This window comes from Paraburkholderia saeva, from assembly GCF_907164555.1.
GTDB lineage: Bacteria > Pseudomonadota > Gammaproteobacteria > Burkholderiales > Burkholderiaceae > Paraburkholderia > Paraburkholderia saeva.
Genome location: NZ_CAJQZC010000004.1, coordinates 217,605 through 231,032, shown reverse-complemented (window position 1 = coordinate 231,032; position 13,428 = coordinate 217,605). Strand labels below are relative to the sequence as shown.

The 13,428-nt window shown below is 66.8% G+C and carries 13 protein-coding genes; 10 read left to right on the top strand and 3 right to left on the bottom strand.

Translation table 11 applies throughout. The annotated features are described in order from the left end of the window. Window positions 1-90 precede the first annotated feature (90 nt). Together LPA36_RS12540 and LPA36_RS12535 are read right to left on the bottom strand one after the other, a co-directional pair. On the bottom strand, window positions 91-1,206 hold the full coding sequence (locus LPA36_RS12540) for a hydantoinase/oxoprolinase family protein (protein WP_228877501.1): 1,116 nt from the start codon (window positions 1,204-1,206) through the stop codon (window positions 91-93). Then, window positions 1,203-2,291 carry an ATP-grasp domain-containing protein gene (locus LPA36_RS12535; RefSeq protein ID WP_228876885.1) on the bottom strand — a complete coding sequence of 363 codons (1,089 nt, stop codon included), beginning with the start codon at window positions 2,289-2,291 and terminating at the stop codon, window positions 1,203-1,205. Before LPA36_RS12535 ends, LPA36_RS12540 begins: the two co-directional genes overlap by 4 nt. Window positions 2,292-2,689: 398 nt before the next feature. Between LPA36_RS12535 and LPA36_RS12530 the strand changes: the two genes are divergently transcribed. The 10 genes from LPA36_RS12530 to LPA36_RS12485 all read left to right on the top strand — a co-directional run bounded on the left by LPA36_RS12530 (window position 2,690) and on the right by LPA36_RS12485 (window position 12,242). Beyond that, window positions 2,690-4,069, top strand: a complete 1,380-nt coding sequence (locus LPA36_RS12530) for a molybdopterin-binding domain-containing protein (RefSeq protein WP_228876883.1) — start codon at window positions 2,690-2,692, stop codon at window positions 4,067-4,069. Beyond that, complete coding sequence (locus LPA36_RS12525) at window positions 4,066-5,775, top strand: formylmethanofuran dehydrogenase subunit A (protein ID WP_228876882.1); 1,710 nt, start codon at window positions 4,066-4,068, stop codon at window positions 5,773-5,775. Before LPA36_RS12530 ends, LPA36_RS12525 begins: the two co-directional genes overlap by 4 nt. Beyond that, the gene (gene fhcD, locus LPA36_RS12520) at window positions 5,772-6,734 is read left to right on the top strand and encodes a formylmethanofuran--tetrahydromethanopterin N-formyltransferase (protein ID WP_228876879.1); all 963 of its coding nucleotides are present in this window, start codon (window positions 5,772-5,774) and stop codon (window positions 6,732-6,734) included. The genes LPA36_RS12525 and fhcD overlap by 4 nt, the downstream gene beginning before the upstream one ends. Further along, complete coding sequence (locus tag LPA36_RS12515; protein ID WP_228876878.1) at window positions 6,731-7,549, top strand: formylmethanofuran dehydrogenase subunit C; 819 nt, start codon at window positions 6,731-6,733, stop codon at window positions 7,547-7,549. The genes fhcD and LPA36_RS12515 overlap by 4 nt, the downstream gene beginning before the upstream one ends. Before the next feature lie 127 nt (window positions 7,550-7,676). Further along, the gene (locus LPA36_RS12510) at window positions 7,677-8,252 is read left to right on the top strand and encodes a cytochrome b (RefSeq protein WP_228876877.1); all 576 of its coding nucleotides are present in this window, start codon (window positions 7,677-7,679) and stop codon (window positions 8,250-8,252) included. A 49-nt stretch (window positions 8,253-8,301) separates the two neighbouring features. After that, on the top strand, window positions 8,302-9,222 hold the full coding sequence (gene pqqB / locus LPA36_RS12505) for a pyrroloquinoline quinone biosynthesis protein PqqB (protein ID WP_228876876.1): 921 nt from the start codon (window positions 8,302-8,304) through the stop codon (window positions 9,220-9,222). Window positions 9,223-9,269: 47 nt separating this feature from the next. Next, window positions 9,270-10,007: a pyrroloquinoline-quinone synthase PqqC gene (gene pqqC, locus LPA36_RS12500; RefSeq protein ID WP_228877499.1), complete on the top strand. Its 738-nt coding sequence runs from the start codon at window positions 9,270-9,272 to the stop codon at window positions 10,005-10,007. After that, window positions 10,004-10,303 (top strand): pyrroloquinoline quinone biosynthesis peptide chaperone PqqD, encoded by a 300-nt coding sequence (gene pqqD / locus LPA36_RS12495; protein WP_228876875.1) that lies wholly within the window; start codon window positions 10,004-10,006, stop codon window positions 10,301-10,303. The genes pqqC and pqqD overlap by 4 nt, the downstream gene beginning before the upstream one ends. Before the next feature lie 5 nt (window positions 10,304-10,308). Next, entirely contained in the window at window positions 10,309-11,544 is a 1,236-nt protein-coding gene (pqqE, locus tag LPA36_RS12490; RefSeq protein ID WP_228876874.1) for a pyrroloquinoline quinone biosynthesis protein PqqE, read from the top strand. Then, a complete protein-coding gene (locus LPA36_RS12485) occupies window positions 11,541-12,242 on the top strand; it encodes a response regulator (RefSeq protein WP_228876873.1) in 702 nt (233 codons plus the stop codon). Before pqqE ends, LPA36_RS12485 begins: the two co-directional genes overlap by 4 nt. Here LPA36_RS12485 and LPA36_RS12480 read toward each other — a convergent pair. After that, window positions 12,173-13,198: a histidine kinase gene (locus LPA36_RS12480; RefSeq protein WP_228876871.1), complete on the bottom strand. Its 1,026-nt coding sequence runs from the start codon at window positions 13,196-13,198 to the stop codon at window positions 12,173-12,175. The genes LPA36_RS12485 and LPA36_RS12480 overlap by 70 nt on opposite strands. Between the last annotated feature and the right edge of the window lie 230 nt (window positions 13,199-13,428).

Sequence of the window (13,428 nt, the reverse complement as noted above, 5' to 3'; positions counted from 1 at the left end):
GACCCGTGCCCTCGCTCCTGGTTGATGCCATCGACGGCCCCTTTTCTCCGCCCGGCCGGCGCGCTACGTATTCTGTGCTGCCTTTGGGTTTCATGCAGTCTGGGCGGCCTCCCGGCTTGCGCCCATGCCCGCGAGCAGCGCGACCGCCACGCCCGGCGCGCACGTCGCGGCCCATTCCGCGAGATCCGCCTGGCCGGCGCAGAACGGCGTCACGCCAGCCAGCCCGGCGAAATCGATGTAATCGCGCCCGTCGTGCTGCGCGAGCGCCGCGGCCAGAAAACGCCCGCATCCGGCGCCGACGATCGGTGCCCCGGCAAGCTCGGCATGCGCGATCCACACGCGCGACAGGTTCGTCGCGAGAATCGCGAGCTGCTCGTGACGCCAGCGCTGCGCGAAGCGCCGCCATTCGGTTTCGGTGGCCTCGGCCGCGTCGAAGCCGATCATCCGCGCGAGACGCACGCGGCTCGCGGCTTCGGTTTTCGGGCCGTTGTCCGCGGCCGGATGCTGGTCGTGCGCGGGCCACAGTTCGCCCGTCAGCCGGTAGATGTCGGCGCTGGTCGCGAACCATTCGTTCATCACGTTCGTCGTCTGGTCGCGAAACACGATCTGATGCGCGATGCCGCACAACGGCGTGCGCACCACGCCCTGATAGACAAGCTCACCGGAGACAAGGCGCGCGGCGTCGTTCGTGCCTTGCGCCACCACCCTGCCGCCGACAACCGGAATGATGTCCGTCGTCGTGCTGCCGATATCGACGAGCAGCGCATCGGGCACGCGCGTCGCGAGCCATTGCGCGGTCGCGAGCCAGTTCGCCGACGCCACTGCACGCCACCTGTCGCCGCATGCGGCGGCATCGAGCCAGCCATCGGCGCCGGCAAAGAAGCGCGTCTGCGGGCCGAGGCGTGCCGCGAGCGCACCGGAAAGCGCACGCACACCCGCGGCGCGATCAGGAAAGAGGTCCACCATTTCGCCCGTCATCGTGATGACGTGCTGCGCGGCAGCATCGTTCGCTTGCGGCCAGCGCGTGAAGACGTGGTCGATGGCGCGCTCCAGGTGTTCGAGCCCCTGCCACAACGGACACGCCCATTGCGCGACATCGCGCAGCATGCCGGACGAATCCGCCAGCGACACCTTCACGTGCGCACCGCCGACGTCCCAGCCGAATACGGCTGAGCCGGCCGCGCAAGCGGTGCGCGCGGCCGTCATGACGCGGCCCTGCATGCGTGCGTGCCGGTACGGAATACCGGCGCCGCGGTGTCTTCTCTTCCGGACGCGCCCACCGTGACGCCATGCGCCTGCAACAGCGCGCCAGCAAGATTGCGCCCGAGCCGCGCGGAGAGACCGGCATAGGCCGCCGTCAGACGCGGGTTCACCTCGATCACGACGGGACCACGCTGCGGATGCCACACGAGATCGATACCGGCAAACCCACGCAAACCCGGTAGCGCGGCGAATACCCGTTGTGCGAGCGCTTCGAGCACGCGCCCCCTGTCGCTCTGCAAACCGATCTGGTCGACCTGCACGCCGCTGAACTCGACGACCCGTTCCGCGCGGCCCGGCGCCGCCTGCTCCGGCACGCCGATCTGCTGGCGGTTGATGCTGATGAGTTCCGCCCGCGTTTCGCCACAGATGAGCGAAAGGCTCAGCGGTTCGCCGTCGACCCAGGCCTGCAGTACCGGATTGCGCCCGGCTGCAAGGCGCGCGCCGTATTCGGCGCAGGCATCGTCGAAGCGGTCGAAGACAAACGTGTCGAGGCCGCCCGCGCCGTCGTCCGGCTTGACGACCCAGCGCCGTGCAGCATTCGTGGCGGCGTCAGCGTCAGCGGGCGCGTTGCCGCGTTCAGGCGAAAGCGCGGGCGTCACGGCGATGCCGTGGGCCGCTAGACATTCGGCTGTCGCGCGCTTGCCCGACGCGATATCGATGGCCTGCGCCGTGCAGCCGAGCCAGCGCGCGCCGCCGACCGCGTCGTGCAGCTGACGCAGCAGGCCATCGCATTCCGGCGCGATCACCCACGCGTAGTCGTGCTCGCGCGCCACACGCGAAACGAAGTGGCTCATGGGTTCGCCCGGGACGGCGCGGCAATGCGCAAGCGCCGCGTCGACCTGCTCGAAACGCGAACTGGCGAACGTGACCTGCACGCCAGCGAGCGCGCGCAGGTCCGCGACGAGCGCGTCGCGCATGGCACGGCCTTCGACGATCAGTGCGCTCAGGTCCGCAAGACTGCCTTCGCTGGCGAGATCGGGATCGATGCCGCCGCCAGTCAGATACTCGTACACAAACAGCTTGGTCACGGGAGGTCATCCTTGCAGGTGAGATAGAGGCCTGTGTCGCGCGGACCCGCGCGCCACGCCGCTCCTGGGCCAGCGCATCTGCACGACACAATATCCGTGCCACGCACGCTGGGGGCGAGCGGCGTGCAATGCATGGGCAAAGCGGGGTGTTGCAGCGCGTAGCGGCCGGGTGACACAGTGTTTCAGAACGAAGCACATACTGTGCTGCGCGGGAACGGCGCCTGCACACGGCTTCACGTGGTGCGAGCACGCCCGCTTCATGAGACGGGCGACGCCTTCAAAAAATGAACGCACCGTCATCCGGCCGCTGGGCGGATTCGCCTCATGCACGTTCATCCGCTGGCAAAACCGCGCGCCGGGAACGCGCTCCCGGCATGGTCCTTGCTGAAAACGCGACCATGCATCGTTCGTCCAACCATCCGTCGAGTGCTGGCCCCACGGGCGTGTCCGCGTCCATCACGTCCGACTGGACCTGTCCTTTCTGCCCCCTGCTGTGCGACGACATCGCAGCCGGCGTGAGCAGCGACGACAGCCTCAGCGCGCCCGCCACCGATTGCCCCCGCCTTGCAGGGGCGCTTGCGCTATACGGCGCCACCGACGCGCAATGCAAGGCCTCCGTCGATGGCCATGCGACTGATCTCGACACCGCCCTCGCGCGTGCCGCCGAGATCCTGTCCGGTGCGCACCGGCCACTCTTCGGCGGCATGGCCACCGATATCGCCGGCGCCCGTTCGCTGTTTGCGCTGGCCGCGCAATGCGGCGCGATCGTCGACCATCTGCACGGCGATGCACTGACGGCGGCGACGCTCGCGCTCCAGGACCGTGGCGCATTCTTCACGACGCTCTCCGAAGTGCGCGCGCGCGCCGATCTGGTCGTCGTATTCGCGTGTGAGCCGTCCGCGCGCCATCCGCGTTTCTACGCGCGCGCGTTTGGCACGGCGGAAGGCACGCCCGCGCTCTCGCGCACATTCAGGTTCGTGGGCTGCGAAGCCGATCTGGCCGTTGACGCAATCCATCACGCGGGCGCCACATCGCTCCTCGCCGGAAGCGATCTGTTCGACCTCCTTGCGCTCTGGTCCGCGCTGCTGGAAGGCCGCAGCGTCGAAGCCCTGAACGACGCAAGCGGCACGGCCCGCGCACTGGCAGCGCTCATCGACGAAATGAACGCCGCCCGCTACACGGTGTTCGTCTACGAACCCGAAGCGTTGCCTGCGCCGCACGCGGCGTTGCTGATCGAAGCGTTGAACCGGATCATCAAGGCCGTGAACCGGACCTCGCGCGCGGGCGGCCTGCCGCTGGGCGGCGCCGACGGCGCGCTCAGCGTCAACCAGACGTTCACGTGGCTCTCGGGCTTTCCGCTGCGCACCCGCGTCGCGATGCCGGGGCGTCTCGCGCAAGCGCCGCTCGACTACGATCCCATGCGCTATCGCACGCGCACCCTGCTTGCGGGCCGTGAAGTCGACACGTTGCTGTGGGTGTCGAGCTTCGGCCCGCAGCCGCTGCCCGATACGCTCGATCCCGATGTGCCGGCGATCGTGCTCGGCCACCCGGCGATGGCCGCAGGCGCGGCGAACGCGCGGCGCGGGCCGACGGTCTTCATTCCCGTCGCGACGCCGGGCATCGACATCGGCGGCCATCTGTTCCGCACTGACGGCACCGTTGTCGTGCCGCTCACGGCCGCCCGCCATGCCGGTTTGCCGGGTGTTGCCGACATCGCCGCACGTCTTGCTGAACAGTTCGCCGTCCGGCTTGCCAGCACCGCAGGGAGCGCGCCATGAGCCTCGTGCGGCTGACCGGCGGCGTGATCTATGATCCGGCGAATCACGTCGATGGCGAACGGCGCGACCTGTATATCCGCGACGGTCGTATCGTCGCGGCACCGGCGGCTGGCGCACCGCTCGATCACGACTACGACGCGAGCGGCATGATCGTGATGGCCGGTGGCATCGACCTGCATTCGCACATCGGCGGCGGCAAGACGAACCTTTCGCGTCTGCTGCTGCCCGAAGACCATCGCAACGACGCGCCGCGCGACGCCGGTTACGAATCGGCCGCCGATCCTCAGGGTCGCTATCTGCGTATGCCGTCGTGCGGCGTCTGCACGCCGGGGACGCTCGCCACCGGCTATCGCTATGCGGAGATGGGCTACACGGCGGCGTTCGAGCCGGCGATGATGCCGTCCAACGCCCGCCACACGCATCTGGAAATGGGCGACACGCCGATCATCGATCACGGCGCCTACGTGATGCTCGGCAACGACGAACTGCTGCTGCAGATGCTCGCCGCGCGCGACGGCTTCGAGCGGCTGCGCGACTACGTCGGCTGGACGCTCCATGCGAGCAAGGCGCTCGGCGTGAAGGTCGTGAATCCGGGCGGCATCTCGGCGTTCAAGTTCAACCAGCGCTCGCTCGATGTCGACGAGGCGCACGTGCATTACGGCATCACACCGCGCGACGTGCTGCGCACGCTCTCGCGCGCGCTGACCGAGCTGCGCGTGCCGCACCCGCTGCACGTGCACGCGAGCAATCTCGGTGTGCCAGGCAATATCGCGTCGACCATCGCGACGATGGACGCCGCCGATGGCCTGCCGATCCATCTGACGCACATCCAGTTTCACAGCTACGGCACCGAAGGACCGCGCAGGTTTTCCTCTGGCGCGCGCGCGATTGCCGAGGCCGTCAACGCGCGTCCGAACGTGTCGATCGACGTCGGCCAGATCATTTTCGGGCAGACGGTCACCGCTTCCGGCGACACGATGATGCAGTTCAAAAACGCGCCGCTGGGTTCGCCCCGCAAGTGGATCGTGGGCGATATCGAATGCGATGCCGGCTGCGGCATCGTGCCGTTCCGCTATCGCGAGCAAAGTTACGTGAACGCGCTGCAATGGATCATCGGCCTCGAAATCTTCCTGCTGATCGACGATCCGTGGCGCGTGTCGATGACGACCGACCATCCGAACGGCGGCCCGTTCACGAGCTATCCGCATCTGATCCGCCTCTTGATGGACAAAAGCTTTCGCGACGAACAGATCGCAAAGCTGCATCCCGAAGCGCAGGTCGCGAGCGCACTGCCCGAGCTCAAACGCGAACTGTCGCTGTACGAGATCGCGATCATCACGCGCGCCGGTCCCGCACGCCTGCTCGGCCTGAAGGATCGCGGCCATCTCGGCGAAGGTGCGGCGGCGGATATCGCCGTCTATCGCGACGACGCGGATCGCGAGCGCATGTTCTCGTCGCCCGCGTATGTGTTCAAGGACGGCCAGCTCGTCGCGCGCGACGGGACGCTTGTCGCCACGCCAACGGGCGGCATCCACTACGTGTCGCCCGATTTCGATCGCGGCATCGAGAAAACGCTGCGCGCGTATAGCGACGCCAACCTCGTCGGCAACTTCGCGCACGCGGCGATCAGCGACGACGAAATCTGCGCGTGCTGTCGCGGCGGCCGGCTGCTGCCGGTCGCATGTCTTGCGGCGGTGAACCCATGACAAACACGGCTTCGCCGATGCAGATCAACGGCACACTCATCGACGACACCTTCGCGGAAGCGTTCCCGATGAAGGCGACGCGCCTCGTCATCACCGCGCACACGCCCGTCTGGGCGAAGCACGCCGCACAATCGCTGACGGGATTCGCGACCTCCGTAATCGGCTGCGGCTGCGAAGCGGGCATCGAACGCGAACTCGGCAGCGAGGAAACACCGGACGGGCGCCCCGGCATCGCGGTGCTGCTGTTCGCGGTGTCGTCGAAGGAACTCGCGAAGCAGATCGAGCGGCGCGTCGGCCAGTGCGTGCTGACGTGCCCGACGACCGCGATCTACAGCGGCATCGACCCTGCGACGAGCGCGGCGCCGCGCTCCGACGACGCCGCGCTCGGCAAGAACCTGCGTTTCTTCGGCGACGGCTGGCAGATCTCGAAGATGATCGGCACCACGCGCTACTGGCGCGTGCCGGTGATGGACGGCGAGTTCGTCTGCGAGGAAACGGCGGTGACGGTCAAGGGCGTCGGCGGCGGCAACCTGCTGCTGCTCGGCGCCGACATCGACGCCGCGCTCGCCGCCGCCGAGGCGGCCGCTGCCGCGATGCGCGCGCTGCCGAACGTGATCATGCCGTTCCCAGGCGGCGTCGTGCGCTCCGGCTCGAAAATCGGCTCGAAATACGCGGGCGCGACGGCCTCGACGAACGACGCGTTCTGCCCCACGCTCACCGGTCTCGCGAAAAAGAGCGAACTGACCGCCGAAGTGGGCTGCGTGATGGAAATCGTGATCGACGGCCTGACCGACAGCGACGTCGGCGCGGCGATGACGGCCGGCATCGCCGCGGCCGCCGCGCGCGGACGCGCCGCCGGCGTGCTGCGGATTTCGGCGGGCAACTACGGCGGCAAGCTTGGGCCTTATCACTTCCATCTGCACGAGATGGCTGCCGCGGTCGGGCAGAAGCGCGCATGAGCACGACCACGCTGCGCGTCAGGCACGCGCCGGGCTTTCGCGTGAACGCCGCGCGCCTTCTTCCCGCTGCGCTTGCCGCGTTGCCGGTCGCCGACATTGCGCGCGTCGCGTTGCCCGCCGGCAACGAAACCTGCGTGGCCGCCGACCTGTTCGACATTGCGCGCGCGGAAAGCGAAGCGGTCGCGCTCGTGATCGAGGGCGACGTGCCCTGGCTCGACCACGTCGGCGCGCAACTCGACGAAGGCACCCTCACCGTGCGCGGCGCGTGCGGCGACTACGCCGGATTCCGGATGAACGGCGGCGCGCTGCGTATCGAAGGCGACGCGGGCCGCTTTACCGGCTGCGAGATGCGCGGCGGACGCCTGACGGTCACGGGCAACAGCGACGCGTTCGCGGCCGGCGCGTTGCCGGGCGACATGGAAGGCATGACGGGCGGCACGCTCACGATCCACGGTCACGCCGGCGCGCGCCTCGCCGACCGGATGCGCCGCGGCCTCGTGCTGGTGGGCGGCGATGCCGGCGAATGCGCGGCCTCGCGCATGGCGGCGGGGACAGTCGGCATTGCGGGACGCGCCGGCGCGCACTACGGTTATGGGATGCGACGCGGCACGTTGCTGCTGCTGCAGGCGCCGGCAACGCTTCCGCCGACCTTCACCGAAGGCGGGCGCGGCTTCGATGTGTTCTGGTCGCTACTGGTGCGCTCGTTTGCGCAGGAAATCGCGCCGTTTTCGGCATTGCGCGGCGCACCATTGCCGCGACGCTACGCGGGTGATCTGGCCGTCGATGGTCGCGGCGAACTGCTCGTCATGCGTTAGAACGCCGGCAGAGCGACGGGGGAACCTGGGTAAAACCGGATAGCCCGCAGCGCGCGAGAGGAACAAACAGAAAGCGGGCGACATGCTGTCTGGAAGAATCGCCCGCGACAGGGAAAAGGAGGCAGGCATGAACACTGCGCAGACGCCAGGTGCGACCCGGAGCGCTCCGGACGCCCACGCACGCGGGCCACGCTTTGCGCCGTCGCTGATCGTCCTGCACTGGCTGATCGCGCTCATCATCATCGGGATGCTGGGCGTCGGCCTGTACATGGTGGGCCTGCCGAAAGGGCTGCCGTTCAAGGCGACACTGATCAACTTCCACAAGTCGCTGGGAATGACCGTTTTCCTGCTGGTGCTGATCCGCATTGTGGTGCGCATGGCCGTCGGACGACCGGCCCTGCCGCCGATGCGAGCGTGGCAACGCGCCGCCGCGCGCATTACGCAGGTTCTTTTATATGTGGGAATGATCGTGATGCCGCTGACGGGCTATCTCGGCTCGTCGTTCAATTCATACGGCACGCGCTTCTGGGGCATCCTGCTGCCCAAATGGGGCTGGGATGACAAGGGATTGAGGAGCTTCTTCTTCGGTATTCATGAGGTCTGCGCATGGATCATGATCGCGCTGATTGCGCTGCATATCGCCGGTGCACTCAAGCATCAGCTGATCGACCGCGATGGTTTGCTCGCGAGGATGCTGCCATGAGCGTCGCCCTGTTTTTCACGGTCACGCCGCCGTTTTTCGGAGACACGCGATGAAAATCCGCGTACTCGGATCTTCGGCGGGCGGCGGCTTTCCGCAGTGGAACTGCAACTGCCGCAATTGCGACGGCGTACGTCGCGGCACGCTGAAGGCGACGCCGCGCACGCAGTCGTCGATTATCGTCAGCGCGAACGGCGAAGACTGGCTGCTGGTGAATGCTTCGCCGGACATCCTGACGCAGATCGCCGCGCATCGCGAACTCCAGCCGGCGCGCCGCGCGCGCGACAGTGGCATCGCGGCCGTGCTGACGATGGACGCACAGATCGACCACGTCACGGGTCTTCTGATGCTGCGCGAGCGCGATACACCGCTGCCGCTCTATACGACCGATGTCGTGTGGCAGGACCTGAGCAGTGGCTTTCCCGTCACATCGATCCTGTCGCACTACTGCGGCGTGGAGCGGCATGGCGTGCCGTTCGATGGCGAGCCGCTCACGATTCCCGCGCTGCCCGGTGTGCGTATCGAAGCGCTGGCGCTCTCAAGCAAGGCGCCGCCCTATTCGCCGCATCGTGAGGCGCCGCAACGGGGCGACAACATCGGCCTGTCGTTCGTCGATGCGCATTCGGGCAAACGGGCGTTCTATGCGCCCGGCCTCGGCGCCATCGAGCCACACGTGATGGCGGCGATGCAGCGTGCGGATCTGCTGCTCGTCGACGGCACCTGCTGGACCAACGACGAGATGATCCAGCTTGGCCTCTCGAAGAAAACCGCTGCCGATATGGGCCATCTCGCGCAGACCGGCGCGGGCGGCATGATCGAGGTGCTGGATTCGATCGACCGTCCGGGCATGCGCAAGGTGCTGATCCATATCAACAACACGAACCCGATTCTTGTCGAGGATGGCCCCGAGCGCCGTGTGCTGGCTGAACACGGCATCGAGGTCGCCAGCGACGGCATGGCCTTCGAGCTCTGACGCATGTTGACGTGAACCCGACTGATGGAGACCCGCAGGTGAATACATTGCCCTTCCCTCCTCGCAGCAACGTTGAACCCGCGCAGGCCGGCGATTCGAAACACGCCTGGTCGCGCGAGGAATTCGAAGCACAGTTGCGCGCCAAAGGCGCGGGTTATCACATTCATCATCCGTTCAACGTCAAGATGAACAGCGGCGGCTGCTCGCATGAACAGATTCGCGGCTGGGTGGCGAACCGCTTCTACTACCAGATCAACATTCCGCTGAAAGACGCCGCGATCCTGTCGAACTGCCCGGATCGCGAAACGCGGCGCCGCTGGGTGCTGCGCGTGCTCGATCACGACGGTTACGGCGACGACGAAGGCGGCATCGAAACGTGGGCGCGTCTCGGCGACGCGGTCGGCCTCACGCGTGACGAACTCTGGTCGCTCGAACATGTGGCGCCCGGCGTGCGTTTCGCCGTGGACGCGTACGTGAACTTCGCGCGCCGCGCGCCGTGGCAGGAATCGGTGTGTTCGTCGCTCACGGAGATTTTCGCGCCGCAGATCCATCGCGACCGGCTCGCGACGTGGCCCGGGCACTATCCGTGGATCGAGCCTGCGGGCCTCACGTATTTCCGCTCACGTATCTCGCTCGCGCAGCGCGACGTGGAGCACGGCCTTGCTGTCACGCTCGACTACTTCAGGACACGCGAGCAGCAGGAGCGTGCGCTGGACATTCTGCAGTTCAAGCTCGACATCCTGTGGACCATGCTGGATGCCATCGAGAGGGCCTTCCCGACATGAACGACAACACTTCCCCGGAAAACAGCACGCAGGCGGCCGGCAGCGCATGGCGCCCGCGGTTGAAGAGCCTGTTCCGCCTGCAGTGGGAACCGGCGCAGGATGCGCACGTGCTGCTCTACCCCGAAGGCATGGTGAAGCTGAACCCGAGCGCGGCGCAGATCCTGCTGCGCTGTGACGGCACGCGCGATCTACCGGCGCTCGTCGCGGACCTCGAACAGGCGTTCAACGCAACAGGCCTCGCGCCCGACGTGCAGACCTTCGTCGACCACGCCCAGACGCGCGGCTGGCTGGAATAGACAGCATGACCGACCTCTCCCGTCCCGACCCGAACACGCAGACTGAAGCGAAGCCGGATGCGATCGCACCGCCGCTCTGGCTGCTCGCGGAGCTGACGTATCGCTGCCCGCTGCATTGTGTGTTCTGCTACAACCCGACGAACTACACCGATCATTCGCGCGAGCTCACCACCGCGCAGTGGATCGACGTGCTGCGCGAAGCGCGGGCGCTCGGTGCCGCGCAACTCGGTTTTTCCGGCGGCGAGCCGCTCCTGCGCGAGGATCTCGAAGTGCTGGTTGGCGAAGCCCGTCAACTGGGCTTCTATACGAACCTGATCACGTCGGGCATCGGTCTCACGGACGCGCGTCTCGACGCGCTGAAAGCGGCGGGCCTCGATCACATCCAGCTGTCGTTTCAGGATTCGACGCAGGAACTCAACGACTTCCTGAGCAGCACGCGCACGTTCGATCTCAAGAAACGGGTAGCCGCATCGATCAAGGCGCACGGCTTTCCGATGGTGCTCAACTGCGTGCTGCATCGCTTCAACCTGCCGCACGTCGACAGGATCATCGACATGGCGCTCGCGATGGGCGCCGAATACCTGGAACTCGCGAACACGCAGTACTACGGCTGGGCGCATACGAACCGCGCGCAACTGATGCCGACGGCTGAGCAGCTGCAGGAAGCGGAAGCCGTCGTGAACCGCTATCGCAAGGAAATCGGCGAGCGCTGCAAGATTTTCTTCGTGGTGCCGGATTACTTCGAAACGCGTCCAAAGCGCTGCATGAACGGCTGGGGCGCGGTGTTCCTCGGCATCGCGCCGGATGGCGCGGCGCTGCCGTGCCACACGGCGCGCTCGCTGCCCGGCCTCACGTTTCCGAACGTCACCGAAACGCCGCTGCGCGAGATCTGGTACGAGAGCGATGCGTTCAATCGCTTCCGTGGCTTCGGCTGGATGAAAGAGCCGTGCCGCAGCTGCGACGAAAAGGAACGCGATCTCGGCGGCTGCCGGTGTCAGGCGTATCTGTTGACGGGCGACCCGGCGAACGCCGATCCCGTCTGCGACAAGTCGCCGGAACACGAACACGTCGTGCAGGTCGTGCGGGCAGCCGCAACACGCACGCCAGAGCAGCAACCTGCGAAGGAGCAGCCGATACTGTTTCGCAACGACGCCAATTCGCGGCGGCTCGCTGCAACAGGCGACAGCCGCCCGCAAGCGCAAGATCAAGATCAAGCGATCAGTCGAGGAGAGCGCACATGACAACCGCCCCCATCTCCGTCCTGCTGGTAGACGATCACGCCGTGGTCCGCGAAGGCTACCGGCGGCTGCTCGAACTGAGCCCCGATGTGCGGGTCGCGGGCGAAGCGGCCGACGCCGCGCAGGCCTATCAACGGTTCTGCGCGTTGCAGCCGGATGTCGTCGTGATGGACCTCGCGCTGCCTGGCGCAAGCGGGATCGAGGCGATGCGGCGCATGCTCGCGCGCGAGCCCGACGCGCATGTGCTGATCTTCAGCGTGCATGAGGAGACGCTCTTCGTGCGACGCGCGCTCGATGCCGGCGCGCGCGGATACGTGACGAAGGCGAGCGCGCCGGATGTGCTGGTGGAAGCGGTACGCTCGGTCGCGCGGCGCGTCTGCTATCTGAGCGCGGATGTCTCGCAGGCGCTGGCGCTGCGTACGTCGTTCCAGGAAGGGCCGCCCGGAAGGCAGCTATCGGCGCGTGAATTCGAGGTGCTGCGTCTGCTCGTGCAGGGCTACACGCTGCCCAGTATCGCCGAGCGCCTCGGCCTCAGCCAGAAGACCGTGGCGAACCATCAATCGGTGATCAGGCAGAAATTCGGCGCGGACAACGGCGTGCAGCTCGCGCAGATGGCGAACCGCCTCGGCCTTCATTTTTCGGAATTCGCCGCGGCGCCTGCGGGTTCGCCGGCCGCATTCGGCGCGACGGGGCTTGCCTGAGCCGGCACGCGCGCGCAAAAAAGAAAGCCGCTGCCCGGCTCGCTTGCGATGTGAAACTCGCCGCCGAGCGCCTCGACGCGCTCGCGCATGCCGATGAGCCCGAGCCCTTTGCGCGGTATCGAGAGATCGACGCCCGGCCCGTCGTCGGCCATCGTAACGACGATCTCGCCGCGCTCGCCCGCCGTGCGCACCAGATAGATCTCCACGCGTGCGTTACGCGCAAACTTCGAGATATTCGTGAGCCCTTCCTGCACGAGCCGGTAGAGCGTGATGTTCTGCGCGTCACTGAGCGTGGAGAAATCGCCTTCCACCGTCAACGTGAAAGAAGCATCCGGAAGACGTTCCCGCCAGCCGTCGACGCAATGTTCCAGCGCGCCCGGCAAGCCGAATTCGTCAAGCCCGATCGGGCGCAGCCGGCGGATCATCCCGCCAATCTCGCGATACACGTGATGCGCGCTTTGTATCACCGCGAGAGAAATCCGGTGGATCTCCGGCTCGCGGGGCGCCGCCAGATCGCGAATACGCGCGGCGTCGAGTGAAATCGAGTTCAGGTACTGGCCGAGTTCGTCATGCAGTTCGCGGGCGAGGTGACGTCGCTCGTTTTCCTGCGTATCGATGCCCTGGCTTGCCAGCCGGCGATTGTCGGCGAGTAGCCGTTCAGCCTCCTCTTCCAGTTCGCGGCGCAGGACCAGTTCGCGCTGCGACTCGCGGTAGCGGCGCCACGCGAACCACGCAAGGCCGCTTGCCAGCACGAAGAGCGTGGGCGGCAGTTCGTCGACCTGGAAGCGCTCGGCGCCGCGCGTCCAGCGATAGAAGCGTTCGCCGAAATCGAACGTCGCGCAGAGAACCGCTGCGATCACGGTGATCGCAACGACGCACGCGAGATCGCGTCGCACCGTTGAGTGCCGCGCAACGGCCTTGCCTGCAGCGGGAGAAGGATAGGATCTGGTTGGCATCACGAAGCCTGGTCTGCCTGGTTTGTGCAGCGTACCCGCCGCAATTGCATGCGCGCACAACAAATACGACGTTCAGGAACACTTCCCACCACGATCGGGAGAACTTCCCGAGCCATGCGGCACTGCCCTGTGCGACGCTATCCGTAAGGTCCCGTCCCCGGGACCCTTGTGTACGCCGGACCACCGGCGACAGGTGAACCACCACACCGACAACGATAGCGAATGTACCG

What these genes read in the sequence shown, in the direction of transcription:
- LPA36_RS12515 (WP_228876878.1), top strand. Translation starts at nt 6,731, where the DNA reads ATGAGCACGACCACGCTGCGCGTCAGGCACGCGCCGGGCTTTCGCGTG.
- LPA36_RS12510 (WP_228876877.1), top strand. Translation starts at nt 7,677, where the DNA reads ATGAACACTGCGCAGACGCCAGGTGCGACCCGGAGCGCTCCGGACGCC.
- LPA36_RS12525 (WP_228876882.1), top strand. Translation starts at nt 4,066, where the DNA reads ATGAGCCTCGTGCGGCTGACCGGCGGCGTGATCTATGATCCGGCGAAT.
- pqqE (WP_228876874.1), top strand. Translation starts at nt 10,309, where the DNA reads ATGACCGACCTCTCCCGTCCCGACCCGAACACGCAGACTGAAGCGAAG.
- LPA36_RS12485 (WP_228876873.1), top strand. Translation starts at nt 11,541, where the DNA reads ATGACAACCGCCCCCATCTCCGTCCTGCTGGTAGACGATCACGCCGTG.
- fhcD (WP_228876879.1), top strand. Translation starts at nt 5,772, where the DNA reads ATGACAAACACGGCTTCGCCGATGCAGATCAACGGCACACTCATCGAC.
- LPA36_RS12530 (WP_228876883.1), top strand. Translation starts at nt 2,690, where the DNA reads ATGCATCGTTCGTCCAACCATCCGTCGAGTGCTGGCCCCACGGGCGTG.
- pqqB (WP_228876876.1), top strand. Translation starts at nt 8,302, where the DNA reads ATGAAAATCCGCGTACTCGGATCTTCGGCGGGCGGCGGCTTTCCGCAG.
- pqqD (WP_228876875.1), top strand. Translation starts at nt 10,004, where the DNA reads ATGAACGACAACACTTCCCCGGAAAACAGCACGCAGGCGGCCGGCAGC.
- LPA36_RS12540 (WP_228877501.1), bottom strand. Translation starts at nt 1,206, where the DNA reads ATGACGGCCGCGCGCACCGCTTGCGCGGCCGGCTCAGCCGTATTCGGC.
- LPA36_RS12480 (WP_228876871.1), bottom strand. Translation starts at nt 13,198, where the DNA reads ATGCCAACCAGATCCTATCCTTCTCCCGCTGCAGGCAAGGCCGTTGCG.